The 25,128-nt window shown below is 62.7% G+C and carries 15 protein-coding genes and 2 pseudogenes; 10 read left to right on the top strand and 7 right to left on the bottom strand.

What is annotated here, in order from left to right; translation table 11 throughout:
* Nucleotides 1-278 precede the first annotated feature (278 nt).
* On the top strand, nt 279-689 hold the full coding sequence (locus HU729_RS17615) for a hypothetical protein (protein ID WP_186711086.1): 411 nt from the start codon (nt 279-281) through the stop codon (nt 687-689).
* A gap of 169 nt (nt 690-858) precedes the next feature.
* Here the strand turns inward: HU729_RS17615 and HU729_RS17610 are convergent.
* The 4 genes and pseudogenes from HU729_RS17610 to HU729_RS17595 all read right to left on the bottom strand — a co-directional run.
* Nucleotides 859-1,086, bottom strand: a pseudogene (locus HU729_RS17610) (mechanosensitive ion channel family protein); the annotation flags it as partial.
* Between the two features lie 22 nt (nt 1,087-1,108).
* Nucleotides 1,109-2,362, bottom strand: coding sequence for an arsenic transporter (locus HU729_RS17605; RefSeq protein ID WP_186711085.1), 1,254 nt, complete (start codon nt 2,360-2,362; stop codon nt 1,109-1,111).
* A 7-nt stretch (nt 2,363-2,369) separates the two neighbouring features.
* On the bottom strand, nt 2,370-3,614 hold the full coding sequence (locus HU729_RS17600) for an MFS transporter (protein WP_065861474.1): 1,245 nt from the start codon (nt 3,612-3,614) through the stop codon (nt 2,370-2,372).
* A 423-nt stretch (nt 3,615-4,037) separates the two neighbouring features.
* Entirely contained in the window at nt 4,038-5,312 is a 1,275-nt protein-coding gene (locus tag HU729_RS17595) for a mechanosensitive ion channel family protein (protein ID WP_186711084.1), read from the bottom strand.
* A gap of 140 nt (nt 5,313-5,452) precedes the next feature.
* Between HU729_RS17595 and HU729_RS17590 the strand changes: the two genes are divergently transcribed.
* Complete coding sequence (locus tag HU729_RS17590; protein ID WP_186711083.1) at nt 5,453-6,775, top strand: DEAD/DEAH box helicase; 1,323 nt, start codon at nt 5,453-5,455, stop codon at nt 6,773-6,775.
* Nucleotides 6,776-6,954: 179 nt separating this feature from the next.
* On the opposite strand, the gene HU729_RS17585 is transcribed toward HU729_RS17590, so the two are convergent.
* On the bottom strand, nt 6,955-7,227 hold the full coding sequence (locus HU729_RS17585) for a hypothetical protein (RefSeq protein ID WP_186711082.1): 273 nt from the start codon (nt 7,225-7,227) through the stop codon (nt 6,955-6,957).
* Nucleotides 7,228-7,458: 231 nt separating this feature from the next.
* On the opposite strand from HU729_RS17585, the gene HU729_RS17580 reads away from it, so the two are divergent.
* From HU729_RS17580 to HU729_RS17570, 3 genes are read left to right on the top strand one after another with little or no spacing between them, the layout of a single operon-like run.
* Complete coding sequence (locus tag HU729_RS17580; RefSeq protein ID WP_186711081.1) at nt 7,459-9,168, top strand: ShlB/FhaC/HecB family hemolysin secretion/activation protein; 1,710 nt, start codon at nt 7,459-7,461, stop codon at nt 9,166-9,168.
* Between the two features lie 23 nt (nt 9,169-9,191).
* A complete protein-coding gene (locus tag HU729_RS17575; protein ID WP_186711080.1) occupies nt 9,192-18,116 on the top strand; it encodes a hemagglutinin repeat-containing protein in 8,925 nt (2,974 codons plus the stop codon).
* Nucleotides 18,116-18,448, top strand: a complete 333-nt coding sequence (locus tag HU729_RS17570) for a hypothetical protein (RefSeq protein WP_186711079.1) — start codon at nt 18,116-18,118, stop codon at nt 18,446-18,448. Before HU729_RS17575 ends, HU729_RS17570 begins: the two co-directional genes overlap by 1 nt.
* Nucleotides 18,449-18,804: 356 nt before the next feature.
* On the opposite strand, the pseudogene HU729_RS17565 reads toward HU729_RS17570, so the two are convergent.
* A pseudogene (locus tag HU729_RS17565) lies at nt 18,805-20,196 on the bottom strand (IS66 family transposase); the annotation flags it as partial.
* A gap of 252 nt (nt 20,197-20,448) precedes the next feature.
* Here HU729_RS17565 and HU729_RS17560 point away from each other — a divergent pair.
* From HU729_RS17560 to HU729_RS17550, 3 genes are all read left to right on the top strand, one after another.
* Nucleotides 20,449-20,853 carry a transcriptional regulator gene (locus HU729_RS17560; RefSeq protein WP_186711078.1) on the top strand — a complete coding sequence of 135 codons (405 nt, stop codon included), beginning with the start codon at nt 20,449-20,451 and terminating at the stop codon, nt 20,851-20,853.
* Between the two features lie 99 nt (nt 20,854-20,952).
* A complete protein-coding gene (locus HU729_RS17555) occupies nt 20,953-21,879 on the top strand; it encodes a DMT family transporter (protein WP_186711077.1) in 927 nt (308 codons plus the stop codon).
* Between the two features lie 402 nt (nt 21,880-22,281).
* Nucleotides 22,282-22,527 carry a DUF3077 domain-containing protein gene (locus tag HU729_RS17550; protein ID WP_125930463.1) on the top strand — a complete coding sequence of 82 codons (246 nt, stop codon included), beginning with the start codon at nt 22,282-22,284 and terminating at the stop codon, nt 22,525-22,527.
* A gap of 160 nt (nt 22,528-22,687) precedes the next feature.
* Here the strand turns inward: HU729_RS17550 and HU729_RS17545 are convergent, their stop codons facing one another.
* A complete protein-coding gene (locus HU729_RS17545) occupies nt 22,688-23,860 on the bottom strand; it encodes a YbfB/YjiJ family MFS transporter (protein WP_186711076.1) in 1,173 nt (390 codons plus the stop codon).
* A 106-nt stretch (nt 23,861-23,966) separates the two neighbouring features.
* On the opposite strand from HU729_RS17545, the gene HU729_RS17540 reads away from it, so the two are divergent.
* Both HU729_RS17540 and HU729_RS25975 read left to right on the top strand, forming a co-directional pair.
* Nucleotides 23,967-24,860 carry a LysR substrate-binding domain-containing protein gene (locus HU729_RS17540; RefSeq protein ID WP_186711075.1) on the top strand — a complete coding sequence of 298 codons (894 nt, stop codon included), beginning with the start codon at nt 23,967-23,969 and terminating at the stop codon, nt 24,858-24,860.
* A gap of 124 nt (nt 24,861-24,984) precedes the next feature.
* Nucleotides 24,985-25,113 carry a PA1414 family protein gene (locus tag HU729_RS25975; RefSeq protein WP_256093825.1) on the top strand — a complete coding sequence of 43 codons (129 nt, stop codon included), beginning with the start codon at nt 24,985-24,987 and terminating at the stop codon, nt 25,111-25,113.
* Nucleotides 25,114-25,128: the final 15 nt, after the last annotated feature.

Here is a 25,128-nt window from a genome sequence, read left to right as displayed (position 1 = left end):
ACCGTGTCCGGGATGAGTTGACCACTACACGCCCTCTAAATGCTCAACCTAGTTATCAGCGTCCACTGTCGAGCCTAGGGTCTGTATGAAAAGCCTTGAGACGAAGGTCAGGCAAGGCGAAAACAGCCGAGGAACGGCCGGGGTCGCGCTCGACTTTACGGGTTGTAAATGAGCATTCCGAGGCTGTTTTCAACGCAGCATCACCGATTATCAAGGTTTTTCATACAGAGCCTAGGTCATCGGCATTCTTAAAGCGACGATTTTTAGAGGCAACTGAAGTGGACATTGACCGTCTGTTAAAAAAACGGCAACTGAACGTGCAAGAGCAAAATACTCTTGTGGCCCACAGACTCATGGAAACGGCCAAAGCGTGGTTGGTCAGAGGAATTCCCGTTGCCTTGAAACACTATGGCGAGTCAAAAGGCATTCGATGGTCAGAAACCATCGTACTCAATCTTGAGGTCGACTTTCCCGGAATGCCAAACCTTTGTGGTCTTTTGCTCACTCACGCGGAGCGGTTCGTAGCGTTTGAAATTGACACCGATGGCACTCATAGGTACGTGGAGTCGGTGAGTCAATGGGAGGATGTTTCTGCAAGTCAGGACTACGCGTTACGCAAGCGAGGTACTGGCAAGGGCTTCGCAGCAATTGCTCTTCAAGTCAGGCGCGAACTCTTATGCGGCCTGTAGGTGTGAACTATAGGGTTTGATATTCCATTGTTCATAGGACGCTGTTCTTGATTGCAGGGGGGCCGCTTTGCGGCCCTTTCGCGGGACAAGTCGGGGCGCCGAACCGCCGCCCCTACAGGGATTGGGCCGGAACAAGACAGTTGATCCCGCAAAGTTCGCCACAGGGGCTTCAGACTTCGCTCATTCGCTCGACCCGCGCTGCCAGCCCTGAGCGCATATCACTGCCGCTAGGCTGCTGATACAGACTCAACCCAAACTCCGGCAACACCGCCAGCAGGTAATCGAATATATCCTCCTGGATCCGTTCGTACTCGGCCCACACCGTGGTGCGGGTAAAGCAGCAGAACTCCAGCGGCACACCCACGGCGCTGGTCTGCATCTGGCGAACCATGCAGGACTGGGAGCACGTGCGCACTGACTCATACCCAAAGCGCCAGCAGTGCTGCTGCAAGTGCAGGCGGCATCACCAGCACCCCTAGGCGCAAAAAGTTCCAGGCGCTGACATGCGCCCCTTCGCGACGGATCGCCACCAACCACAGAAGGGTGGCCAGTGATCCGGTAATCGACAGGTTCGGCCCCAGGTCGACGCCGATCAGCAGCGCAGCGGTCACCTGCTGCGGCAGGGCCACCAGCGACCCCATGGACCCGGCTATCAGTCCAGTCGGCAAGTTGTTCATCAGGTTGCTGGCGATGGCCACGCCCACGCCTCCCACCCAACTGGCCCTGATCGTCGAGTCTGCGGCCAGAGCAGCCAGCCCCTGGGCAAGCTGCACTATCAGGCCGGTCTGGGCGACAGCTTCGACCAGTATGAACAAGCCCGCCACCAACGGCAGCACACCCCACGCCACATGGCGTAGCACCGGCATCGGGCTACGCCGCTGGCGTAAGTGGATCAGTGCTGTGGTTGCCACGCCGGCACAGAAGGTCGGCAGGCCTAGTGCCCGGTCCAGCGCTGAGGCCCCCAGCAGCAGAATTGCCGTGAGCACGATGCCCACTGCGCACAGACGGGCACCCAGAGACAGCGGCTGGTTATCCACATTCAGGGTCAGCGGTTGGCGGATCTGCCGGCGTTGGGTCAGGCGCAGCACCAGATAGGTCACAGCGATTGCCGCAAGCGATGGCAAGCTGAACTGCCTCAGCCACTCCAGTAGCGGGGGCATCTGGCTGCCGAAGACTACCAGGTTGGCCGGGTTGGAAATCGGCAGCACGAAACTGGCGGCGTTGGCGATGAAGGCGCAGATCAACAGGTAGGGCAAGGGCTCGGCCTTGGCAGCCTTGCACGCCGCATACACCGCGGGAGTCAACACCACCGCCGTTGCATCGTTGGACAGGAACACGGTGACCAGCGTGCCCACCAGAAATACCAGGTCGAACAGCCTTTGCCCCGAACCTCGGGCGTGGCGGACCGCGTAGCGGGCCAGCCAGTCGAACAGCCCCTCCTGGCGTGCAAGCTCGGCCAGTACCATCATGCCGATCAGGAAGAGGTACACGTCGCCGCCTTCGGCCACTGCCGCCAGAGCGCTGCGCGGTGTGATCAGGCCCAGGCCTGTCAGTAGCAGCGCACCGCCCATGGCCCAGACGTATTCCGGGATCCGCCATGGGCGCAGGATGACACCGCAGGTTGCCAGAGCGGCTACCGTCCAGATGATCGAGGCATTTTCGCTGTAAGGCATGAGGCGTCTAGTTTCCGGCGGGGGTAGGCAGGGGCGATGGTGCGACGCGCGGGTGAGTCTCCGGCAGCGCCATCAGCACTATTGCAAAGGCGACCGCGGCAATGCCGGCCAAGGTCAGGAATGCCGCATCGTAGCCGGCTGCTTGAACAACCAGCCCGGCAATCCCAGGGCTGAGCGCAGCGCCCAGTCCGAACACCGCCGTCAGCGCGCCAAGGCTGAAATTGAAGCGCCCGGTGCCTTCGGTCAAGTCCTTGATCACGATCGGGAACAATGCTCCGAAGATGCCTGCGCCGATTCCATCTAGCAATTGCACGCCAACCAGCCAGAAGGGATTGTCGGACGCAACGTACAGGGCTCCGCGTAGCGGTAGGATGAAAAAGCCGGCCAGAAGGAACGGCCTGCGCCCCCAGGTCTCGGCCTTTGCCCCCACGAGCAGCGCCATCGGCACCATCACCAACTGCGCTGCGACGATGCAGGCGGATGTGAGTGGCGTGGCCAAGCGCAGGTCGACTTGCGATAGCTTCTGGCTCACCAGCGGCAGCATCGCCGCGTTGGCCAAGTGGAATAAAGCGCAGCACACAGCGAATACCAAGAGCGTGCGGTTGTGCAGGAGGACCCTGAACCTGGCAAGGTTTTCAGCACAACCCGGACCATGGACAAGGCCGCGAGCCACCTGGTGGTCGATGGCGGCTGCTGGCACACGCCACATCGCCACAATGCTGGCTACGGTCATGACCGCCATGAGATAGAACACCACCACCGGGCCGAACAGATACGCCAAGCCACCGGCCAGCAATGCTGAGCAGGCATTGCCCGCATGGTTGAACGTCTCGTTGCGACCCACCCTTCGCGTAAAGGCCTTGGGGCCTGTGATGCCCAGCGAGATGGCGGCAATCGCCGGAGCGAACAGCGAGCCTGCTATGGCACCGATCGTCTGGGTCAAGGCCACCCCGGCGAACGACGAAATCCACGGCAGCAGCAGGCAGCTGCCGGTCACCAGCACGGCGGCGGTCACGACCACCGCGTGTTTGGCTGTCGTGCGGTCAATCAAGGCTCCCGCTGGAGTTTGCGCCACCAGTGCAGCAATGCCTGCCAGGCTCATCACCAGGCCAATGCTCGCCGGCTGCCACTGGTGCACGGCAAGTAGGTAGATGGCGAGGTAGGGGCCGAGTCCGTCACGCACGTCAGCCAGGAAGAAGTTCAGCCAGTCAAGGGCACGGTCGTGCGAAGCGGCGCAGCTTGAGTGTTCCATGGACGCAGTCTCTAAAAACAAGGGGGAGCGCGATGGGCAGTTACTGGACGCGCGCAGGGCTGATAAAGCAGCCGTCTGATGCCCATCAGTCCAAAGCACTTTCTGCACTGTAGGCCAGCGCGCCCCTATCTGTACGCGGCTCTGTCGTTGACATAGGACTTGCTCAAATGGTTCGGCACACGATCGCTCAGCATGCAGATTATTTGCGGTTTAAATGGGCAACCGATAAGTGCGGCTACGCGTTGCGCAAGCGAAGTACTGGCAGGGAGGCGCGAGTTGCTATGCGGCTTTTAGGTGGAAACCCAAGAGTTTGAGCTTCCATTGGTTATCGGATGCGGCTTTTCATTGCAGAGGGCCGCTTTGCGGCCCTTTCGCGGGGCAATTCGGGGCGCCGAACCGCCGCATCCACAGGGGGAGCGCTTTTTAGGCCTCGCTCATCCGCTCGACCCGCGCCGCCAGCCCTGAGCGCATATCGCTACCACTAGGCTGCTGATACAAACTCAACCCAAACTCCGGCAACACCGCCAGCAGGTAATCGAAGATATCCCCCTGGATCCTCTCGTACTCGCCCCACACCGTGGTGCGGGTAAAGCAGTAGATCTCCAGCGGCACACCTTCGGCGCCGGTCTCCATCTGGCGAACCATGCAGGTCATGTCCGGATGCACCCCGGGGTGGTTCTGCAGGTAGGCGAGGGCGAAGGCGCGGAAGGTGCCGATGTTGGTCAGCTTGCGGCGGTTGGCCGAGAGTTCGGCGACCAGGCCCTGGGCCTCGTTCCAGTCGTGCAGCTCCTTGCGCTTGGTCGCCAGGTAGTCGCCGAGCAGGCGCACGCCGCCCAGGCGTTGTTCCTCTTCCTGAGTGAGAAAACGCACGCCTGTGGCGTCGATGAACAGGCTGCGCTTGATGCGCCGCCCGCCGGACTGCTGCATGCCGCGGTAGTTGCGGAACGACTCGCTCATCAGGCGCCAGGTGGGGACGGAGACGATGGTCTTGTCGAAGTTCTGCACCTTGACCGTGTGCAGGGTGATGTCGATCACATCGCCATCGGCGCCGACCTGGGGCATCTCGATCCAGTCGCCAACGTGCAGCATGTCGTTGCTGGTCAACTGCACGCTGGCAACGAACGACAGCAACGTATCCTTGTACACCAACAGCAGCACCGCCGACATTGCACCCAGGCCCGACAGCAGCAACAGCGGCGAGCGGTCGATCAGGGTGGCGACGATGACGATGGCACTGAACACCCACAGCGCCATCTTCGCCAGTTGCACATAGCCCTTGATCGAGCGGGTGCGTGCGTGTTCGGTGCGGGCGTAGATGTCCAGCAGGGCGTCGAGCAGGCACGACACCGCCAGGGTCATGAACAGCAGGGTGAAGGCCAGCGCAAGGTTGCCCAGGAAATGCTGCGCGGTATCGGACAACTCCGGCACCAGGCGCAGGCCGAACTGCACCACCAGTGACGGCGTGGTCTGCGCCAGGCGCTGCAGTACCTTGTTGTCGCGCAGGTCATCGAGCCACCGGAGCGTGGGCTGACGGGCCAGCAGACGGCTGACGTGCACCACCAGCAGGCGTGCCACGCGGCCTACCAGCAGCGATACCAGCAACAGCACGCCAAGGCCGAGGGCCGCGTGCAGCAGTGGATGTTGGTCGAGAACGCCCCAGAGGTCGAGGGTGTCGTGCCAGAGTCGTTGGATGTCCATGGGATAAGGCCGATATTCACAGTAAACGAAGCGCAGTCGATGCGCGGAAGTCGCTGATGGTGCCAAAAGAAACTCGGCTCTGGCCACGGAAAACGTTACCCTATGCAACCGAATTGTCCGCATCTGTCTGAGGTACACCCGTGTTTTCCCAATTCGCCCTGCACGAACGCCTGCTCAAAGCCGTGGCCGAGCTTAAATTTGTCGAGCCGACCCCGGTGCAGGCGGCGGCCATTCCCCTGGCCCTGCAAGGGCGTGACCTGCGGGTCACGGCGCAGACCGGCAGCGGCAAGACCGCAGCCTTCGTGCTGCCGCTGCTCAACCGCCTGGTCGACCTGAGCGGGCCGCGGGTCGAGATCCGTGCGCTGATCCTGCTGCCGACCCGCGAGCTGGCCCAGCAGACCCTCAAGCAGGTGCAGCTGTTCTCGCAGTTCACCTACATCAAGTCTGGCCTGGTTACCGGCGGTGAAGACTTCAAGGAGCAGGCCGCGATGCTGCGCAAGGTGCCGGACGTGCTGATCGGCACCCCGGGCCGTCTGCTCGAGCACCTCAACGCGGGCAACCTCGACCTCTCGCACGTGCAGGTGATGATCCTCGACGAAGCCGACCGCATGCTCGACATGGGCTTTGCCGAAGACATGGAGCGCCTGTGCAAGGAGTGCCAGAACCGCGAGCAGACCCTGCTGTTCTCCGCCACCACCGGCGGTGCAGCGCTGCGCGACATCATCGGCAAGGTATTGAAAGACCCTGAGCACCTGATGCTCAACAGCGTCTCGCAACTGGCCGAAGGCACCCGTCAGCAGATCATCACCGCCGACCACGACCAGCATAAAGAAGCGATCGTGCAGTGGCTGCTGGCCAACGAGACCTTCGACAAGGCGATCATCTTCACCAACACCCGCGCCCTGGCCGACCGCATCTACGGTCACCTGGTGGCCAAGGACGTGAAGGCCTTCGTCCTGCATGGCGAGAAGGACCAGAAGGACCGCAAGCTGGCCATCGAGCGCTTCAAGCAGGGCAGCTCCAAAGTGCTGGTAGCCACCGACGTGGCGGCCCGTGGCCTGGACATCGACGGCCTGGACCTGGTGATCAACTTCGACATGCCACGCAGCGGCGACGAGTACGTGCACCGTGTGGGCCGTACCGGCCGCGCCGGTGGCGAAGGCCTGGCGATCTCGCTGATCACCCATAACGACTGGAACCTGATGTCGAGCATCGAGCGCTACCTCAAGCAGCAGTTCGAGCGCCGCGTCATCAAGGAGGTCAAGGGCACCTACAGCGGGCCGAAGAAGGTCAAGGCTTCGGGCAAGGCGGTTGGCGCGAAGAAGAAAAAGGTCGACAAGAAGACCGGCGACAAAAAGGCCGCCGCCAAGCGCAAGCCGACCGCCAAGCCGCGCCCGAACGCGCCGCTGGCCAGCGCCGATGGCCTGGCACCGCTGAAAAAGCGTACGCCTAAGGCAGAATAACCCCCCATCCCTGTGGGAGCGGCCTCGTGCCGCGATCGGGCGCGAAGCGGCCGCAACCCAGTCACCGCGGTGTTCCAGAGACATCCCGGCGGCCTGGTTTGCGGCCGCGTCGCGTCGGATCGCGGCACAAGCCGGGGCGCCGAACTGCCACTCCCACAAAGAGCGTCAGGCTTCTTGATTCAGCCCGCCTTTTGCTCCGCCTCTTTCAACTCCTTCACCCGCTTGTCGATCAGCTGGCATTTGTCCGGCAAGTCCTTGCTCGCAGTCCCTAGCTCCATGCCCTGGAGTTCGTCGTTGATCTCCTTGGCCTTCTGCGGGTTCTGCTCGGTCAGTTGAGTCACCAGCTTGGCCAGCTCCTCGCGCTTTTGCGTGGCTTCTTCCGGTGTGCAGGCCCAAGCGGGCAGGGCGCAGGACAGGCTGGCGAAGAGGGTGATGCGGCACAGGGTGTTCATGAGCTTGGCCTCATGGCGGGGGTATCCGGTTGAGGTTTGACGGGCGCTGAAAGTTCATACCATCGATGGCCTGTAACGATTCAGCCACAAGGCTTGTCCTTGAGCGTTTGCTCGGTTTTTTGGGCGATGGGGCATCCTCGCACCATTAAAATTTTCAGATTTTGGGCAATTGCCCTTGTAGTGATTGCGCAATAGCATCGCCCACCAATTTGCCATGCTCCAGGGAAAGGTATGTCGCTTGATAGATCGCACGCGCAAGGATGGGCCCTCTGTGCACTGTTTCTGAGTTTCTGCCACGTCCAGGCCCAGGCCGCCTCGCCCGGCGACCAGGACCTGATCCGCGAACGCCAGAACCGTCTGCTCGAAGAACAGCAACGCCGCCTCGACGAGTTGCGCGCCCTGCCGGGCAAAGACGCCGGGCAGGTAGAGGCACCGTCGCGAGAAGACACCCGCTGCTTCACCATCCGCACCATTACCCTGAAGGGCGCCGACAGCCTTTCCCCGGGCGAACGCGAGCGCCTGTTGGCGCCGTTCATTGGCCAGTGCCTGGGCGTCAGTCAGCTCAACGATCTGCTCAAGGTCATCACCAACCATTATCTGGACCGTGGCCGGGTGACCAGCCGTGCCTACCTGCCGCAGCAGGACCTTTCCACCGGCCATCTGCAGGTGCTGGTGGTCGAAGGGCGCCTGGAGAGTCTGCGCGCCGATCCTGACAGTGGCCTGAGCGAGCGCGAGTTGGCCATGGCCTTTCCCGGCTCGCCGGGCGAGGGCCTGAACCTGCGTGAAATCGAGCAGATGGTCGACCAGCTCAACCGCTTGCCGTCGAACCGTGCGCAAATGGAGCTGGCCCCCGGCCAGGCCGTGGGCGGCAGCCAGGTGCTGGTGCGCAACCAGACGCAGAAACCCTGGCGCGCTTCGCTGTCGCGCAACAATGGCGGGCAGCGCAGCACCGGCGAGCAGCAGTTGAACCTGGGCCTTGAGTGGGACAGCCCGCTGGGCCTGGCCGACCAACTGGTGCTGCGCGGCGGCCACGACGTGGTCAGCGACCACACCCAGGGCTCGAAGAACGGCGCGCTCTATTACAACCTGCCCTGGGGCTGGTGGAACTTCAGCTACAGCTACAGCGAAAGCGAGTACCGCGCCCAGGCCCAGGGCAACGGTTTCAGCTTCAGGCAAAGCGGCGACAGCCAGAACCACCAACTGCGTGCCGAGCGCGTGGTGCACCGCGACGCCACCAGCAAGACCTCGCTCAGTGCCGGCATCGCCCACCTGCGCACCAACAACTACATCGAGGACAGTCGTCTGGATGGCAGCAGTAACCGTCTGAGCGAAGCGCAGTTCGGCATCAACCATGGCCGTCGCCTGGGCAATGCCTTCGTCAACCTCGACCTCGGCCTACAGGAAGGCATCGGTGCCTTCGACGCTCAGGACAACGGCCACCCGCGCCCCGGCGAACCGGTGGCGCGCTATCGCAAGTACACCGCCACCGTCAGCTACGTGCAGGGCTTCGAGGTGCTGGGCGAGCGCCTGAGCTTCAGCAGCCTGGCCACCGGTCAGCGCAGCGAGGACGTGCTGTTCAGCCCGCAGCGCATTAGCCTGGGTGGCGAGGCCTCGGTGCGCGGTCTCAAGGACCAGTCGTTGTCGGGCGACAGTGGCGCGTACTGGCGTAACGACCTGCGCTGGACTCGCCCGGTCACCTGGGCCGCCCTGCGCCCGGTGCTGGCCGAGTACGGCATGGGCCTGGGTTACGACGTTGGCGTGATCCGCAACGATCGCTACAACGGCGACCGCCATGGCCGGGCCAGCAGTCACGCCTTCGAGCTGTTCGCTCGCGGCCAGCACCTGGCGGCCAGCGTGACCTTCGCCCATAGCCTGGAGCGCCCAGAGGCGCTACCCGACAAGGAACGCCCAGTGTACTTCCGCCTGGACTTGTTCATCTGACCTACTGATTCAGGAGATAGCACATGGACGTTCGCCGCTTCGCCTTCCTCGCCCGCCAGCCTTCCGCCCGCCTGCAGCCGCGCGAGCACTTCTGCGGCCTGCCCAAGCGCGGCCTGGCGCTGCTGTTGGCCAACGTCATGTTCTGGCAACCGCTGTGGGCCCAAGCCGCCGAAGGCGTTGCGGTCAGTGCGCCGGGCACCAGCCTCGGCCAGGCGGGCAACGGCGTACCGATCGTCAACATCGCCGCACCCAACGGCAGGGGCCTGTCGCACAACCAGTTCAGCGACTACAACGTCGGCCAGCAGGGCCTGATCCTCAACAACGCCACCGAGCGTACCCAGGCCACGCAACTGGGCGGCATCATCCTCGGCAACCCCAACCTGCAAGGGGCAGCCGCCAGCACCATCCTCAACGAGGTCAACGGCGCCAACCCCAGCCAGCTGCGCGGCTATACCGAAGTAGCGGGGCAGTCGGCCCGCGTCATCGTCGCCAACCCGCATGGCATCACCTGCAATGGCTGCGGCTTCATCAATACGCCCCAGGTGACCCTGAGCACCGGCAAGCCCGTGATCGACAACGGCCAGTTGAGCCGTTACCAGGTCGACCAGGGCAGCGTGACCATCGAAGGCGCAGGGCTCAATGCCGGTAACGTCGACCGTTTCGAGATCATCACCCGCAGCGCCAAAGTCAACGCCGAGATCCAGGCGCGCCAGCTGGCGATCATCGCCGGGCGCAACGATGTCGATGCCCAGACCCTGGCCGCGACGGCGCGGGCCGACGACGGCAGCGCCAAGCCGCAGTTGGCCATCGACTCCAGCGCCTTGGGTGGCATGTACGCTGGGGCTATCAAGCTGGTGGGGACCGAGGCGGGGGTGGGGGTGCGCCTGGCGGGTGATGTCGCGGCGTCGGGAGGCGACCTTCAGCTCGACGCCAACGGCAAGGTGACAATGACCCAGGCTAGCAGCACCGGCAACCTGACGGTCAAGGCTGCGCAGCTCGAATTGGGCGGTAAGACCTATGCCGCAGGTGATGTCGACCTGCGCAGTGCTAGCGAGTTGGCCAATCGGCAGAGCTTGGCGGCGAGTGGGCAGGTCCGTCTCGAAGCTGGACACCTGAGCAACAGCGGCGTGATCGAGGCGGGTGTGGAGCCCGACAACAGCCGCAACGGACGCGGCGATGTCAGCCTGTTCAGCCAGAACATGACCAATAGCGGCCAGATTGTCGCTGGCCGCGACCTGAGCGTCACTGTCGCCCAGACCTTCGACAATCGCGGTGGTGCGCTGCAGGGCGAGCGCCAGCGGACCAGCGTCATGCACCTGGACAATCGCAAGGGCAAGGTGCTCGCGGCACAGACGCTGGAGGTCAATAGCGTCAGCGTCGACAACCGCGACGGCGGCGCCCTGAACAGTCAGGGCAGTGCGACGGTGACCACCGCTGGCCTGCTCGACAACCGCGGCGGGCAGGTGATCGGCGTGCAGGGACTGAGGGTTTCGGCTGCCGAGCTGAACAACGCCGGTAAAGGCCTGGTCGCCAGTGAGGGCCAACTGAACCTTGATGCCACTGACCTGGGTAACCAGGGCGGCACGCTGTCTGCTGCGCGCCAGCAGGTGCACGTTTCCCGTCTCGACAACCGCGAGGGCACCCTGGTCGGCAAGGCTGTCGAGTTGAGCGCCCAGAGCATCGATAACCGCCAGGGCCGCATCGTCGCCAACGATGGACAGATGCGCGTGCGTGCCGAGCAGCAGTTGGACAACCGCGACGGAACCCTGCAAGCGAGTGGTCATGTGCAGGTTGATGGCGGTGCTCTGAGCAACCGGGGCGGTACCGTGCTCGGTACGAGCATTGGGCTCGACCTTGCCCGCTTGGACAACGGCCTTGGTGGCAAGGTGATTGCCGACAGCGGCGCCCTGCAACTGGACGCGCGTGGCGCAGTGGACAACCAACAGGGCCTGCTGCGTGCTGCGGCGGCGGTGACGGTCAACGCTGCCAGCGTCGACAACCGCGCAGGCGTAGTGGTCGGCCATCAGGTGAAGGCTGACGTCGGTGAGGGCGTGCTCGACAACCGGGGCGGCCAATTGCTAGGCACGCGCCTGGAATTGGCTGCTCAGCGGCTCGACAACCGCGACCAGGGCCAGGTACTGGCCGGCAGCGATGGCCTGAAGGTCACTGCCAGCACCCTGAGTAACCAGCAGGGCACGCTGCTCGCCGGCGGTGCGCTGGCAGAGTTGTTGCTGGGCTCGGGACGCCTGGACAACCAGCAGGGCAGTCTGGTCGCCAGTGCCATTCGCCTCGGTGCGGCGGATGTAGACAACAGCGCCGGCGCGCTCACTAGTCTGGATGGCAACCTGCAACTGACCGTACAACGCCTGGTCAACCGCAATGGCCTGATCGAAGCCAGCCAGGCACTGCTGGTAGATGGACAACGCCTGGATAATCGCAGCGGCGGCCGCGTGATCAGCCATGCTGGTATGCAGACCCGACTGGTCCTGGATGAACAGTTGGACAACCGTGGCGGGCGCGTCGCCAGTGCCAGCACCGATCTGCTGCTGCAGGTGCCGAGCCTGCTCAACCAGGGTGGCACACTTGAGCATGCTGCCCAGGGCCAGTTGCAACTGCGAGCGGCCCACTTGAGCAGCGCCCTGGGCAAGATCAACGGTCTGGGCGACGCCACCTGGACACTTGGCTCGGTCGATGGCATCGGCACCTGGCATCTCAATGGCAACCTAGACATCAGCGGCTTGCAAAGTATCGCTCTCAGTGCCGGTGAGCGGATCGCCAGTGCCGGTGATCTGCGCCTGGCCGGTCAGTCACTGAGCAACGCGGGGGAGCTTCTCAGTGATGGCAAGTTGACCCTGCAGGTGACCGGCGATATGGCCAACCAAGGCCTGATCTCCGCCTTGCGCGGCCTGCGCATCGACGCGCGTCACCTGACTCAGGAAGGTGGCCGTATTGCCAGCGGTGCACCGCTGGTACTGGCGCTGTCGGGAAATCTGAGCAACCTCGGTCGCCTGACCGGCACCTCGACCCTCGACATCACCGCCGCCAACCTCGTCAACCAGGGCACTCTCGGTGCCCAGGGCAAGGTCAGCCTACGTGTCGACGGCATGATCGACAACCAGCAGGACAGCCTACTGTTCGCCGGCGCTGATCTTGACCTGCGCAGCACCAGCCTGCTCAACCGCTACGCCGACATCTACAGTAAGGGTGACCTGCGCTACACCGCCCTTGATGGCGGCAAGGCCGGCAGCTTGCGCAACCTCTCCGGTAGCATCGAGAGCGAGCGCAACATCGACCTCAAGGTCACCACCCTGGAAAACGCCAAGGCCGACTTCGAGCCCGACAAGGTCATGACCGGTCGTAGTATTCGCATCAACTGCACTGATTGCAGCGGCGACCACCATACTGCGACCTATATCGTCACCACGACCTACAAGGGCACGGTGCTGCGCGACTCGCCGGCCGCGCGTCTGCTGGCCAATCAGGACCTGCTGCTCGACACGGTCACCGTGATCAACGGCCAGAGCCTCCTGGCCGCCAACCGCAACCTCCGCGCCAGCGCTCAGAACTTCTACAATCGCGGCCAGACCCTCGACAACAGCATCGAGGAGGACACCTACTGGTTGCTTGGCGTGAGCCAGGGCGCATTCCGTGTCGCCGAGGCTGACACCATTGCCTGGAACAAGCAGAACGCTGGCTTGCCGCCCGAGCAGCAGGCGCCAATTCCCTCCTCGGTCACTCAGTACCGGTACCTGGGCCGCAACACTCGGGTACTGCCGGGCACCGACACTGCCTTCACTGGTACCGTCCAGGCAGGCGGCACGCTATCGCTCAATGTCAGCGGTGAATTGGTCAACGGCACCCTCGAACCGCACGCCAACGCCCAGCTCACCGGTAAGGCCCTGGACAGCGCAGCAGTTGAGGCAGGCGAGGTACGTGTCACCCTCGGGACCCAGGCGGGCGACCCCGGCCCGTTGAAGGACGTCAAACGCGTCGAAACCATTGCCGCCGACGGCACCACCCAAGTCAGCTTCATTCCGGTCGATTTCAGCGGAGCACCCTTCGTCAGCATCGACCCCACCGTTCTGCCGGGCTTCCGTCTCCCCCAGGGCGACTACGGCCTCTTCGTGCGTAGCCGCAACCCGGCTTCCAGCTACCTGATCGAGACCAACCCTGAGCTCACCGACCCCAGCCGCTTCATGGCCTCCAGCTACCTGCTCGGCAATCTCGGTTTCGATCCCGACCAGGCGGCCCGCCGGCTTGGCGACGGCCGCTATGAAACCCGCCTGATCGCCGAGGCCGTGCGTGCCCAGACCGGTCAGCGTTTCCTCGCTGATGGCCTGAACAGCGACTACGACCAGTTCAAGTACCTGATGGACAACGCGGTGGCCAGCAAGGACGCCCTGGGCCTTAGCCTGGGCGTAGGCCTGACGGCGCAGCAGGTAGCCGCCTTGACCCACGATATCGTGTGGATGGAGTCGCGCGTGGTCGATGGTCAGACCGTGCTGGCGCCAGTGCTGTATCTGGCCAAGGTCGACGCGCGCAACCTGCGTGGCGGCTCCCTGATGCAAGGCCGCGACCTCAATCTGGTGACCGGCGGCGACCTGAGGAGCGTCGGCACCCTGCGCGCCAGCAACGACCTCAGTGCCGCCGTGGGCGGCAGCTTGTACCAGGGCGGCCTGGTACAGGCCAATCAACGCCTGGGCCTCATGGCCCAGGACAGCATCCGCAACGCGCTGGCTGGCGAGATCCGCGGCAACCAGGTCAGCCTGGTGTCGCTGACCGGCGACATCGTCAACGACCGCACCGCCACCGAAGTCTCGGTCGGCTCGGGGCGCGCCACGCGTGTTGACGTCGGTAGCGTGATCAGCGCCCGCGACAGCCTGACCTTTGACGCAGCCGGCGACCTGACCAACAAAGCCCGCCTCGAAAGCGGTGGTGATCTTACGGCGAAGGCCGGCGGCGACATCAACCTGCTGGCGGTCGAGGACCGCACCCTGAGCCTGCAAGCGATTCGCGGTGGATTGCGTACCGAGGAGACGGTGAGGCAATTGGGATCGCGTGTGACGGCGGGAGGAGGTGTTGCGCTGCAGGCGGGTCGAGACATCAATATTGTCGCCAGCGGCGCGCATGCCGAGCAGCAGTTGCAGGCCAGGGCTGAGGGCGATATCAACCTGATTGCCGGTGAGGACCTGCACAGCGTCGAGAGCGCTTCCAAGCGCGGTCGCAAGAAAACCCAGAAGCTTGACGAGCAGAGCAGCCTGGTTGGCGCGAGTCTGAGTGCCGGCGGTAGCCTTGGCGTGTCCGCTGGCCAAGACGTCAACCTGCTCGCCAGCGGCCTGCTGGCCAAGGACAGTGCCTATCTCTACGCCGGCAACGATGTGAATGTGCTGGCTGGGCAGGAAGTTAGCCACGCCTATTTTGCACAACAGAAGAAAGGCTCGTTCGGGCGTCGCAGCAGCCGGATGAGCGAGAGCGAGTCCAGTGTGGTGGTCTCGTCGGTGATCCAGGGGGGCAAGAGCGTCGATCTGGTGGCCGCGCGAGATGCCAACATCCAGGCCTCGCAGGTCATCGCCGACAAAGGTGAGCTGGCTGTCACTGCCGGACGCGACGTCAAACTGCTGGCAGGCGAAAGCACACATGCCAGTGCATCGGCCAAATCCAAGAGCGGTGGGCTCGGCCTGTCCACGACCAGCAAGGCCAACAGCCAATCGACCACCTATGCCGTGGTCGAAGGATCGACCCTCAGTGGCAATACCACCTTGGTCCAGGCCGGGCGGGATATCAGCCTGTCTGCGGCCAACGTGGTGTCCACCGAGAAGACCACGCTCACAGCGGCCAATGATGTGCGTATCGACACCGCTGTCGAGACCTTGGCGTCCCACAGCAGCCAAACTCGCACTAAATCCGGCCTGATGAGCTCGGGCGGCATTGGTGTCACCCTGGGAACGGCAAAGAACAGTTCGACCAAAGACACCAACACCACCAGCCACCGGGGCAGTACGGTGGGGAGCATCCTTGGCGATATGCAGGTGCAAGCTGGCAAGGACTTGTCGATTCGCAGCTCTGACGTGGTGGCCGGCAAGGACGTGAGCCTGCTGGCGCAGAATGTCAGCATCGAAGCTGCGCAGGGGCACAGCACCAGCGAAGAAGCGCACAAAAGCAGCAAGACCGGCTTGACCCTGGCCCTCTCGGGCGCTGTGGGCAGCGCCATCAATACCACCTACCAGAATACCCAGGCTACCCGCAGCGAAAGCGACAGCCGCCTCAGCGCGTTGCAGGGTATCAAGGCCGGCCTGTCCGGTTTCCAGGCCATGCAAGCCGCAGAAGCCTTGAAGTCGGGTGCACAACAGGGTGAATTCGTTGGTATAGCGCTGTCGGTGGGCGCGCAGAAGTCCAGCTCCAGCCAGCGTTCTGAACAGTTCATCAGTCAGGGCAGCAGCGTCACGGCAGGCAACAACCTCAGCATCGTCGCCAGCGGCAACGGCGCCCTGGGCACCGAGGGCGACATCCTTGTCCAGGGTAGCCAGCTCAAGTCTGGCAAGGACTTGCTGATGGCAGCCAATCGTGATGTCGACCTGCGCGCCGCTGCCAATACCCAAACCCTCGACGGCAAGAACAAGAGTGGCGGCGGGGCGGTCGGTATCAGTCTTGGCCTCGGCAACTCGGGCGCAAACCTGAGTATCTTCGCCAATGCGAATACCGGGCGCGGTGGTGAAAAAGGCAATGGCACCACCTGGAACGAGACCACCGTCGATGCTGGCAACGTCCTCATGCTGGCCAGCGGTCGCGACACTCGCCTGACCGGGGCTCAGGTCAACGCCGAGCAGGTCCAGGCCAAGATTGGCCGTGACCTGCTGGTACACAGCCTGCAGGACAGCGACCGCTACGACAGCAAGCAACTCGATGTAGCGGGCGGAGCGAGCCTGAACCTCGGCAGTGGTGGAAGTGGCTACCTGGCCATCAACCACCAGAAGCTCCACTCCAACTACGACAGCGTCCAGCAGCAGAGCGGCCTCTTTGCTGGCAAGGGGGGTTACGACATCGAGGTCGGCAAGCATACCCAGCTCGACGGTGCAGTGATTGCCAGTACCGCCACGCCAGACAAGAACCGTCTCAGTACCGAAACCTTGGGTTGGACCGAGCTGCGCAACAAGGCCGAATTCAAGACCCAGGGGCAGAACCTCAGCCTCAGTGGCGGCGGCGAGTTTGGCGATGCCTTCCAAGGCAACATGGGCAGCGTCATGGCGGTGGGTATCAACCGCAGTGGCAGCGCCAGCGGCACCACGCATTCGGCGGTTGCGCAGGGTACGCTCGACGTCCGCGATCCGGCTAGCCAGCAGCAGGACCTGGCGGCCCTCAGCCGCGATCCGGCCAGTGCCAACGGGAGCATCAGCCCGATCTTCGACAAGGAGAAGGAGCAGCGCCGTCTGCGCACCGTGCAGTTGATCGGCGAAATCGGCAGCCAGGCAATGGACATTATCCGCACTGAAGGCGATCTGCGCGCCTTCGAAGCGGGCAAGCGGGCCGTGGGTGAGCGTGGTAGCGAGTCGGCAAGCGACTATGCCGAGAAGGTCCGCCACAGCAGTGTCTACCAGGACGCTATGCAACGTTACGGTACCGGCAGCGATCTGCAGCGTGCCGCGCAGGCGGTTACGGCGGCGCTACAAGGTTTGGCTGGCGGCAACCTGGCCGGCGCGCTGGCTGGTGCTTCGGCGCCGTATCTGGCGCAACAGATCAAGCAGGTGGCCGGTGACAACGATGCCGCGCGGCTGATGGCCCATGCGGTGCTGGGTGCGCTGGTCGCACAGGTCCAGGGGAGCGGTGCGGCGGCGGGTGCGGCGGGTGCTGTGACAGGGGAGCTGATCGCTACCCGTCTGTATCCAGGCAAGCCGCCAAGTGAGTTGAGCGAGGAGGAGAAACAGACCGTTTCAGCGCTTGCGACCTTGGCCTCTGGTCTGGCGGGGGCCGTGGCAGGAGGGGATGGCAGCGGCGCGTTGGCGGGGGCTCAGGCAGGCAAGAATGCGGTGGAGAACAACCACCTAACCCTGGACGGGCGAATGTACCTCGTGCAGAAGGAACGTCAGTTCGCCCAGGAATGCCCGGGAGGTGCTGGCAGTTCCGGTGCTTGCCAGGCTCTGGCGGACAAGATTGGTGAGTTGCGCAAGCTGGGCGAGAGCGTGCTTGAGCATGAGACGGTGGCCGTCGCCTCTGACATGGGGCCGGATATTTCGCTAACGCACAAACCCGGCGACCTCGTTCCATGCGCGACCGCCAATGGTTATTGCCGTGTGAGCCATGAAGTTGTTGAGACGGCCGCGGGCAAGGAGTGGAAGCTGGTAGCCGTCAGCGATGCGGAAGCTGCAGGCGCAAAGCAGAAGAACCTGATGGTGCAGGAGCGCCGGGCGGTCGAGGCGAAGCAGTGGCTAGCGTCGGTGTATGCGGAGGGCTGTGGCGGGCTGGGGCTGGTTGGCGCGGGTTGCCAGCTGCTGGTTACGGCCGGGGCGTCGAATCCGATCACGGGGGAGGTGCCGGAGACGGGGGAGCGGTTGTTGGCGGCGGCTACCCTAGCGCTTAATATGGCTGGGCTGTATGGTGGGGTTGGTGCAAAAGCGACAGGAGCTGCCGGTGAAAGTGCAGGCGCCATGCGCCGATTGGACTATGAAGCTGCTCCCTACCACGGGAAAGTCGATAATGCAGTTAAGAGTCGTGCTCCGGTTAATGGTCAAGAAGCGCTAGATTTTTCGATTCAAGTTAAACCAACATCCCCTCGCCGAGTCGGAATTGACTACGATTCTAAAGAATTTGTTGTTTTTGACAAAACGCTAGATACGACTTATCACGGCCATGTCCGCTCTTGGAGTGACTTGCATCCAGACATGCAAAAAGCCCTGCAACAGGCCGGTATGGCTGATCGTAAAGGTAATATTCTTACTGGTGGGAAGCGATAATGAACTATCAAGACTCCAAATCTTATAACAAGCTAGATTTAGAAAAAGCTTTTGCTTCGAGGGATGTTAAGAGTATTTGTGAGGCACTTGTTTTCGTTGCTTTAAATGATTCTGATTGGAGATGGGTGCAGAATAAATGCTTAGAATTTCTCAGCGACGAAAGCCCTGATGTTAGAGGGCTTGCAGCAACTTGTCTTGGGCATATAGCAAGGATTCACCGCCAGCTTGATAAAGAAAAAGTACTCATTGCTCTTCGTGAACATCTAGATGACAATATCATCTCGGGGCAAATTGCGGATGCTCTAGACGATATCGATATGTTTTTGAGGTAGTGTCAAATTGGTATTGTCACGCTTATGTTGATTTGTAAAAGTCTCGTATCGAGCTGATCTGACATGTCCAAGCACACTATCCCACCCAGCACCGGCCTCGCGCCGGTGTTTTTTATCTGACTTTTGATTTTTCGACTTTTATTTAGCCGCTCGTTTATTCCTTCCCTTTAGTCGCTGGCCCTGCTGCACGGGCAATGGCCCCGGCTACCTGGTGTTTAACAATCACCGCATCAAGCAGACCACGTACCAGTTCTTGCTCTTCCATAGGCATGCGTGAAATCGCTTCGAACTGGTAGCGCAGGCGATCATCTGTAAGCGCTCCATGAACCCCACCTAACCAACGATGGGCAGAGCACTCAGCTATGTATTTGAGGTGTGCAATTCCACGGCAGCAGCGCTTCGTAGTCTTCCACTGAGGCGGCATGCGGCAAGCGTTCCAGTGCGTGGCGCAGCCACGCATAGGGTTCTTGGCCGTTGGCTTTGGCCGTTTCTACCAAGCTGTAAAGTTGTGCGCTGGCAGTGGCACCTTTGGGCGTGTCACTGAACAACCAGTTCTTTCTGCCGATGACAAACGGGCGGATCGCTCGCTCGGCTGCGTTGTTGTCGATCGGTAAGCAGCCGTGCTCGACGTAGCGTTCCAACTTGCTCCAGTTGCTGGCCAAGTAGCCGATGCCCTTGCCCAAGGCATTCTGCGTCGTGACCTGAGGTTGCGTTTTCTCTACCCAGCTTTTCAGTTGAGCCAGCAGTGGCAGGCTGCGCTCCATGCGGGCAGCCTTACGATCTTCATCGCTGCCGCCCTTAAGGTCGCGCTCGATGCCATACAGCTTGTTGATCAAATTCAGGGCGATGTCTGCGCGCCCGGTTTTACCCTTGGGCTGCACTTTCTGCGCTTCGACGAACTTGCGGCGTGCGTGCGCCCAACAGCCCAATCGCTCCACGCCGTCCTGCGCGGCCAACGCGTTGTAACCGGCGTAGTCGTCGGTCATGACATAGCCGCGATAGCCATCCAACAGGCGCGTCGGCACCTCCTGCGCTCGGCTGGTGGCGTAGTCGAAAAGGATCACCGGGCGATCAGGTGGGCCGCCGGTTTGTACCCACATCCAGGATTGGCTGCTGGGCTCACGACCCGGCTCTTTCAACACCTGCACACGTGTTTCGTCACAGTGGATGATCCGACTGCTCAACAGGCTTTCGCGCATCAGATTCAGCAGCGGTTGGAAATGCTCGCTGCATTGAATCACCCAGCGTGCCAAGGTTTGGCGCGGGATATCGACACCGTGGCGCCCCAACACTTTTTCGAAGCGATGAAGCGGCAAGCCGTCTACGTATTTGGTGGTGAGCAGCATGGCCAGCACACTCGGGCTAGCCATGCTCTTCTCGATCACCTGGGCAGGCTTGCCTGCCGTCACGGGCGCTGACTCGCAGTCCCGGCAGCTGTATACCTTGCGCACATGCTTGATGACGCGAATCTGCATCGGGACGATTTCAAGCTGTTCGCTGACTTCTTCTCCGATGGCATGTTTGCGGCAGCCGCAAGCGCAGGTCAGTTCATGCTCGGACAGTTCGTGGACAACTTCGATACGCGGCAAATCAGCCGGCAGTGGCTTACGTTTGCCACGGCGCTTGGTCGGTGCAACGACTTCTTCGTCGCCGGCCTCATCCAAGGGCTCGGCCAGGCTTTCTGCCTCGTCGAAGAGCGGCAGTTGTGGCGTCGCCGCATCGCCTGTCTGCTCGGTCTTGCGCCCGAACGCGGCTGGCGCAGCTGTCGGCTATTCAGCACAGCTCAGATGAGCCGCGTTGATTTGTTTTGAGGTTTCTGGAGACAAGACTTGTCTCGAGTTCGGGGGAGCTGTAACCCGTGAGCAGGTTTGAAGTGCCGTAGATACCTGTTCGCAGGCCCCGAGCCGGTTCCAACCGTGTACTGTCAATGATTTGAACGGACCTCCAACGCCTCCGGTCCCATGCTGTGTACCCACCGTCCACAGCAAGAGGCCACTGCCATGAGCACCTACGACTGGGACCTGATCGAACGCTTGCTGCACGAGGTGCAGAACGGCGCCGGTCAAAGCTTCACGCCACGCCCCTACGCCGAGCAGCATGCTGCGGCGATGGCCGCCAAAGGCCAGCCGGTGGGCGATCTGGATCAGCTGAAAACCCGCGCCTGTGATTACGAAAAGCTGTTGCTCAAGGGCGGGTTCATCAAGAGCCGTCCTGAAGAAGATGGCGGCAACGGTGAGAACTTTGTGCTCACCGAGCGCGGCTCGCGCCTGCTCAGCCTCATCGACAGCGCGATTCCAGGAGCGGACAGCCCACGCTTGAAGCTGGATCAGCAGGCAGATGCGCTGAATGAGTCCACCTTCGATCAGGTCTCGAGCAAGCCGCAGATCACACCGGGCGCGATTTAGGCTGGTATCGGCGGGGCGGGCGCGCCGATAATCGGTAATGGTTCCATTTTCTGACTGCTGAGCGTTGCCCATGCCCCTGACCCGCTACGAGGCCCGCCCATGAGCGCGGCCCGCAAGAGCACCGACGCCTTTGCCCTGCAGGTGATGCTGGGGTTGTGCCTGATCTGGGGCTCCCAGCAGGTGATGATCAAATGGGCTGCCGTGGATATCGCGCCGGTGATGCAGGCGGCGTTTCGCTCCGGTGTCGCTGCGGTGCTGGTCGGGCTGCTGATGTGCTGGCGAGGCGGCTGGGCGCAGTTGGGCAGCACCTGGCGCGCGGGTTTGCTGGCCGGGGCGTTGTTCGGGCTGGAGTTTCTGTTCATCGCCGAGGGGCTGAAGCTGACCTCGGCGGCGCATATGTCGGTATTTCTCTATACGGCCCCAGTGTTCACCGCGCTGGGGCTGCACTTCATGTTGCCCAGCGAGCGCCTGCGTTTGTTGCAGTGGCTGGGGATTGCGCTGGCGTTTGCCGGGATCGCCCTGGCCTTTGCGGGCGGGCTGTCGCTGGATCAACTCGATGGGCGGGTGCTGCTCGGCGATGCCATGGCGGTGCTGGCGGGGCTGATGTGGGGTGCGACCACGGTGGTGGTGCGGGCTTCGCGGCTATCGGAGGCGCCGGCGACCTTGACGCTGTTCTACCAGTTGATGGTGGGCTTCGTCGGCTTGCTGCTGATGGCGTTGTTCAGCGGGCAGATCGGTGCGGTGTCGTTCACGCCGTTGGCACTGGGCAGCGTGCTGTTTCAGGGTTTGGTGGTGTCGTTCTTCAGTTACCTGACCTGGTTCTGGTTGCTGCGCCAGTACCTGGCGTCGAACCTGGCGGTGTTTTCGTTCATCACGCCGTTGTTCGGGGTGACGTTCGGGGTGCTGTTGCTGGATGAGCCGCTGAGCGTGAACTTCGTGGTGGGGGCGGTGATGGTGCTCGGTGGTGTGGTGCTGGTGAGTGCCGAGCCTTGGGTGCGGCGGCAGTTGCGCCGGGTGGTGGGGTAAGGTGGGCTGTAGCGTGTCTGATTTTTCCTAATTCTCGGGCGCCGGTGTCAGGTTTTGAGTCGTTAGGATCTATCCTACGCGGCTTGCGGAAGCGTCTTAATTGTCGTGGAAATGCGTCAGGGATAACTTCGCCGGGTCGTCATTTGGCGACCGGGCGTGAGAAACCCGACGACGTGGCAGCGGCACTTCTTTATGGCAGCCGTGTGCGGACGGGCTTCGGCCCGGCCGGGCTCTCACGTCCTCGGTTTCTCACTCCGTGCACGGTTGCCACCCTAACTCCGTGAGAAAGAGTGGGGTGGTGATATCTCTGACCAGACGTGAGATTTGACCCCATGAAAAAGCTCGTCCCCGATCCACCCCGCCTTACGCACGTTCCCCACACCACAGTGAGGAGACGTGACCATGACTGACTTATCCAATGGCTACACCACCGCTGGTGTGGCGACTTTCCTGGACATGTACCGCGTACAGCCTGGCATTCCTTTCGAGCGGGTGCTGGAAGAAGTGTCGGTGATCCTTGGCTGTGTCCGGGAGTTGAGCGAGCAGGAACAGGTGGACCCGGTGAGCATCACCGCGCTGCACTACCTGAGCGCGATGGCCAAGGCGTTGCTGAACGACCTGGAGGTTGGGCGTAACTCGGTGCATTGAGGCCACAGCCCGGCTATGAAGCCGCCTCGACCTGTAGGGGCGGGCTTGCCCGCGAAGAAGATATCGCGCTGCCCTGGCACGGGCTACGCCCGTGTTCGCGGGCAAGGCCGCTTCCACAGGGATTGGGCTGGTCTTTAGATTTTGAGCAAGACAGTTGTTCCTACACGCTGGTCGCCAGTTGCTCGGCGGCGCGTTGATCCGATCTGCTTGTCGCCACCAGCAACCCGGCGACCCCCAGCCCCGCAGCCGCCAGCAACAGTGCGGGTTGCAGCCCGCCGCTGAAGTGGTTGCTCAGCGCGGCCAGCAAGGGTCCGCTGAGTTGGCCGAGGGCGAAGCAGGCGGTCAGCAGGCCGGCGTTGCGTTGTGTGGCGTGGGGCGCGAGCTCTCGCGAACGCTGCATCACCAACTGCATGCAGGCCAGGAACGGCGCACCGCACAGCAGTACCCCGAGCCCCAGTCCGATACCGCCACCCAGCAGGCAGGCCAGCACGCCCAAGGCTTGCAGCCAGAGTGTGGCGGTCAGCCAGACGCTGGTGCGACCCGGGCCGCGCAGGCTGACGATCACCACGCCAAGCGCTGCGGCAAGGCCGAAGCCGGGCCAGAACAGGTCGGCAAGCCACTGCCCCTGGAATTGCTGGCTGGCCATCTGCGACAGAAAGGTGGCCGGCAGGATGTAGCCAATGCCGTACAGCGCATAGACCACCGCCAGACAAGCTATGCCGCGCTGGTGTGAATGAGCCTGTGCCGGTGCGTTAGTGGTCGCAGGCGTCAGCAGGTGGGCGCGGGGCAGCCACGGCAGCACGGCCAGCAGCATCACCAGCGCGGCCACCGAGTACATCAGCCACAACGCGGCCGAATCGAGGCTGAGCAGGTGCGCACCGAGCGCGAGGAAACCGGTGATGGCGATCCCCACGCCTGGGCCTGCAAACACCAATGCGCCGAGTCGCGCCCGACCATGGCTGCTGGCCACGTGCTGGCTGAGGCTGGTCAGCATCACCAATGCCCAGGCGCTTGCCACACCGGTGCCGAAGCGCAGCAGCAGGTGGCTCCAGAATCCATTGGCAGCCCAGGAGGCCAGGGTCAGCAGCACGCACAACCACAGCCCGGCATGCAGGCGCAGGCGCACCTGGTGCGGGTGGCGGGCGAACATACCGTCCACGGCGCCGATGAAATAGCCGAGATAGTTGGCAGCGGCCACCAGGCCGCCTGCGGTCAGGTCGAACTGGCCCTCGGCAATCAGGCGGGGCATCTGCGGGGTCAGGGCGAAGCGGCCGATGCCCATGGCCATCATCAGTGCGACAGCACTGGCCAGCAGTTGCAGTAAGGGCGACATGGGAAGACTCCTGCGCAGTGGTAAGCGATGGATGGCAGGGTAGGGGTTCTTGACTTTCAATAAAATTGAATAATGATGATCAAGTTGTTCTGTTTTGGAGAATGTCGTGGACTTCAGCCAATTGCGAATCTTCCAGGCCGTCGCCGAGGAGGGTTCAGTGACTCGCGCCGCCGAGCGCCTGCACCGGGTGCCGTCGAACCTGTCGACGCGCCTGCGTCAGCTCGAGGAGCAGCTGGGCGTGGAGTTGTTCCTGCGCGAGCGTCAGCGCTTGCAACTGTCGCCGGCCGGCAAAGTGTTGCTGGACTATGCGCACAGGCTTTCGGTACTGCGCGATGAAGCCATGGCGGCGGTGCAGGGCGGTCAGCCAGCTGGGGACTTCATCATCGGGACCATGTACAGCACCGCGGCCATCCAGCTTCCGGCGTTGCTTGCGCGCTACCATCAGGCCTATCCGGCAGTGAACCTGCAGGTGCAGGCCGCGCCCAGCGGCGAGCTGTTGCAGGGCCTGCTCGAGCGCCGCCTGGACGCCGCCCTGGTGGATGGCCCGCCGGGGCTGGCCGGGCTCGATGGCGTGCCCTTGTGCGAGGAGCAACTGGTGCTGATCACCAGCCCCGAGCACCCGCCTGTGCATAGCGCGCGTGATGTGGCCGGGCGTTCGGTATTCACGTTCCGTCAGGGGTGTGCCTACCGCATGCGTCTGGAGGCTTGGTACGCGCACGACCACACGGCCATGGGGCGGGTGATGGAGATCGAGTCGTACCAGGGCATGCTGGCGTGTGTGATCGCCGGTGCCGGGGTGGCGATGATGTCGCGTTCGATGCTCGACAGCCTGCCGGGGCGCGAGCGGGTCAGCGCGCATCCGCTGCAGGCGCCGTTCGATCATGCCGAGACCTGGTTGATGTGGCGCCAGGGCATGTGCGGGGCGAATTTGCAGGCCTGGATCGACCTGCAACAAGGTGAAACAGTAAACCGGCTGTCGGAGTACGGCGTTTCCGCTTGATCTGCGGCAAAATCGCCCATATCTGTAAGGCTAGACGCAGGCGATATACAGAACATGGGACTATGATCTGTATGAAGCATCGCAGGACTGATTTGCCGCAAGGCTGACCCGTGAAGGGGGCACTATGAACAAGCGCATGTACAACTGGCTCCACGACCTTGCCGTCGCCCTTGGCCTGGTACCACCGCCATTGCAACCGGTACCGATCCCCACCGACGAAGAACAGCGCAAGCGCCAGCCGCGTCGGCGCTGATTAGCGCAGGAAAAA

Source organism: Pseudomonas sp. RW10S2, assembly GCF_014268985.1.
GTDB lineage: Bacteria > Pseudomonadota > Gammaproteobacteria > Pseudomonadales > Pseudomonadaceae > Aquipseudomonas > Aquipseudomonas wayambapalatensis.
This window is presented reverse-complemented; position numbering and strand designations above follow the sequence as displayed.

What these genes read in the sequence shown, in the direction of transcription:
- HU729_RS17605 (WP_186711085.1), bottom strand. Translation starts at nt 2,362, where the DNA reads ATGCCTTACAGCGAAAATGCCTCGATCATCTGGACGGTAGCCGCTCTG.
- HU729_RS17600 (WP_065861474.1), bottom strand. Translation starts at nt 3,614, where the DNA reads ATGGAACACTCAAGCTGCGCCGCTTCGCACGACCGTGCCCTTGACTGG.
- HU729_RS17595 (WP_186711084.1), bottom strand. Translation starts at nt 5,312, where the DNA reads ATGGACATCCAACGACTCTGGCACGACACCCTCGACCTCTGGGGCGTT.
- HU729_RS17585 (WP_186711082.1), bottom strand. Translation starts at nt 7,227, where the DNA reads ATGAACACCCTGTGCCGCATCACCCTCTTCGCCAGCCTGTCCTGCGCC.
- HU729_RS17580 (WP_186711081.1), top strand. Translation starts at nt 7,459, where the DNA reads ATGTCGCTTGATAGATCGCACGCGCAAGGATGGGCCCTCTGTGCACTG.
- HU729_RS17575 (WP_186711080.1), top strand. Translation starts at nt 9,192, where the DNA reads ATGGACGTTCGCCGCTTCGCCTTCCTCGCCCGCCAGCCTTCCGCCCGC.
- HU729_RS17570 (WP_186711079.1), top strand. Translation starts at nt 18,116, where the DNA reads ATGAACTATCAAGACTCCAAATCTTATAACAAGCTAGATTTAGAAAAA.
- HU729_RS17560 (WP_186711078.1), top strand. Translation starts at nt 20,449, where the DNA reads ATGAGCACCTACGACTGGGACCTGATCGAACGCTTGCTGCACGAGGTG.
- HU729_RS17555 (WP_186711077.1), top strand. Translation starts at nt 20,953, where the DNA reads ATGAGCGCGGCCCGCAAGAGCACCGACGCCTTTGCCCTGCAGGTGATG.
- HU729_RS17550 (WP_125930463.1), top strand. Translation starts at nt 22,282, where the DNA reads ATGACTGACTTATCCAATGGCTACACCACCGCTGGTGTGGCGACTTTC.
- HU729_RS17545 (WP_186711076.1), bottom strand. Translation starts at nt 23,860, where the DNA reads ATGTCGCCCTTACTGCAACTGCTGGCCAGTGCTGTCGCACTGATGATG.
- HU729_RS25975 (WP_256093825.1), top strand. Translation starts at nt 24,985, where the DNA reads ATGAACAAGCGCATGTACAACTGGCTCCACGACCTTGCCGTCGCCCTT.